This window comes from Pseudomonas sp. 51_B, assembly GCF_017491595.1.
Classification (GTDB): Bacteria; Pseudomonadota; Gammaproteobacteria; order Pseudomonadales; family Pseudomonadaceae; genus Aquipseudomonas; species Aquipseudomonas promysalinigenes.
This window is the reverse complement of record NZ_JAFGYW010000206.1, coordinates 1-506: the sequence shown is the minus strand read 5'-3', so window position 1 is coordinate 506 and position 506 is coordinate 1. Positions and strand designations below refer to the sequence as shown.

Annotated in this window: 1 protein-coding gene; it reads left to right on the top strand. The window is 58.1% G+C overall.

Annotated elements, in window-relative coordinates; all coding sequences use genetic code 11:
• The first annotated feature begins 198 nt into the window (after positions 1–198).
• Complete coding sequence (locus J5M56_RS24425; protein WP_207937989.1) at positions 199–468, top strand: hypothetical protein; 270 nt, start codon at positions 199–201, stop codon at positions 466–468.
• Positions 469–506: the final 38 nt, after the last annotated feature.

The window sequence follows — 506 nt, the reverse complement described above, 5'->3', positions numbered from 1 at the left end:
GAAAAACGTGACCTTCAACTCGTTCCAGGTGCACAGCAGTATCGCCCGCAGCCACGACGACGCGCTGCACTGCCTTTTGCCGGTCAGCCAGTATTAGCGCAAAGCTGATAGCCACTATTGAGAGCGTTGATTTCTGCGCGAGCGTGCCCGGGCGTAGCCTTTCTCCATCGACCCCACATTGCTCGCCAGGACGCTCCCATGAACCGTTTACTGACTGTTTCGCTGATGCTCGCTGTTTCCGTACTCGCCGGTTGTGCCGGCCATGTTTCGCCCGAGCTGCGCCCTTACACCGCTGAAGAATCCCGCGAACTGGCGCTGGAAGCGCTGAACCGCAGCGGCTTGTCGTTCGACGAATACCACGCGAAAAAAGCCCAATTGCTAGGCCAGCCGCAGAAGACTTTCGGCTTCGACCAACAGGGTGAGATGAGCGCCGAACGTGCCATACAGCTGCACGGTCGTCCGGGCTGAAGGCAAACTGTACTGCTTGAAGTTTTCCCTAACTGTCC

Bases quoted from the DNA above. Each gene is read 5' to 3' on its own strand.
- J5M56_RS24425 (WP_207937989.1), top strand. From the start codon at position 199: ATGAACCGTTTACTGACTGTTTCGCTGATGCTCGCTGTTTCCGTACTC.